At 72.5% G+C, this 1,551-nt stretch carries 2 protein-coding genes; both read right to left on the bottom strand.

The genetic code is table 11. The annotated features are described in order from the left end of the window. Positions 1-1,345: asparagine synthase (glutamine-hydrolyzing) (gene asnB, locus ABNT58_RS26440; RefSeq protein ID WP_348756357.1), on the bottom strand; the 1,345-nt coding region annotated here is incomplete at its 3' end. Between the two features lies 1 nt (position 1,346). Continuing rightward, positions 1,347-1,551 (bottom strand): NlpC/P60 family protein (locus ABNT58_RS26435; protein ID WP_348756356.1); only part of this gene is annotated, 205 nt, incomplete at its 5' end.

Genomic DNA, 1,551 nt, shown 5'->3' with positions numbered 1-1,551 from the left:
TCCACTCGCGCGGCGTGGCCTGCCAGGCGTCGATTTGCGGCTGGCGGAAGCCGCCGCTGGCGGCTTGCAGCGCAGTGCCGAACACCGCCTGCCGCCAGGGCCGCGGCCACAGGCTGCGGGTGCGAAAGCCGCCCGAGCCGGGCGAGCGCACACCGGCCAGCCAGCGCTGCAGCGCCGGCCGGCGGTAGCGGCCGTAGCCGGCAAACACCTCGTCGCCGCCTTCGCCGGTGAACACGATCTTCAGCGACTGGCTGGCACGTTCGCCCAGCGCCAGCGTGGGCAGCACCGCATGGTCGCGCATCAGCTCGTCAGTGGCCCACACCGCATGCGGCAGGCGGCGCCACAGGTCGTCAGGGGCCAGCCGCAGCGCGGTGTGGCGGGTGCCCAGGCGGGCGGCCACGGCCTGGGCCGCGTCCAGTTCGTTGCGGCCGGCTTCGGCCGTGTCGTCGGTGGCGTAGCCGACTGAAAAACTCTCGATCGGCTGGCCGTGCATGCGGGTGAGCAGGGCGGCCAGCAGGCCGGAATCGACCCCGCCCGACAGCAGCAGCCCGAACGGCACGTCGGCGCGCAGGTGCTCGGTCATCACCTGCTCCATCAGCGCGGTGAAGGCCTCGTCGGCTTCTTCCGCGGTGGCGGCGGCGGGCCAGGCTGGCATCCGCGCTTCGGCCAGCGACCAGTAGCGCTCGCGGCGCATCTGCAGCCCGTCTTCGTCGATCACCAGCGCATGGCCGGGCGGCACTCGCATCACGCCTTCAAAGGCCGTGGCTTCGCCGCCCTGGAATTCATGTTCGAAGAACTGCGCGATGCCGTCGGCCACCAGCGGCGGCGTGTGGCCCAGCAAGGCCAGCACGGCGCGCAGCTCGGAGCCGAACACCACGCACCCCGCGCCGCGGGCGTAGTACAGCGGCTTGATGCCCAGCCGGTCGCGCGCCAGCACCAGGCGGCGGCGCGCCGGGTCGTGCAGCGCGGCGGCGAACATGCCGTTCAGCCGCGCCAGACCGGGCACGCCGTGCACCTGGTAGGCCTGCAGCAGCGCTTCGCAGTCGGACTGGCTGCGCGGATGGGGCTCGCCGCGGCGGCGGAACTCCTCGCGCAGTTCCACATGGTTGTAGATCTCGCCGTTGACCACCGCCTGCAGGCCGCCAGCGGCCGACTGCAGCGGCTGGTCGCCGCCGGCCAGGTCGATGATGGCCAGCCGGGTGTGCACCAGGCCCACGGGGCCCTGATGGTGGATGCCGTGGCCGTCGGGGCCGCGGTGGTGCAGGGCGGCGACGGCTTGCGCCAGCCGCTGTTGGTGCGCAGGCGTCAGTGCGCGGTCAGCGATGACCCCGGCCAGGCCGCACACGTCAGGGCGCGGGGGTGCCTTGTACGGCGGAGCGCAGGTTCTGAATGCCCTGCTGCATCTTCTGCTCGAACTGCTCGGCTTCGGGCGCGCGGCGCGCACCGGTGAAACGCTTGGCCCAGTAGCTGGCGCCCATGTCTTCGATGCGCACTTCGCCGCCTGGGCGGGGCGCATGGATGAACTTGCCTTCACCCACGTAGATGCCCACG

The organism is uncultured Aquincola sp. (genome assembly GCF_964001545.1).
In the GTDB taxonomy this organism is placed as follows: Bacteria; Pseudomonadota; Gammaproteobacteria; order Burkholderiales; family Burkholderiaceae_C; genus Aquincola.
This window is presented reverse-complemented; position numbering and strand designations above follow the sequence as displayed.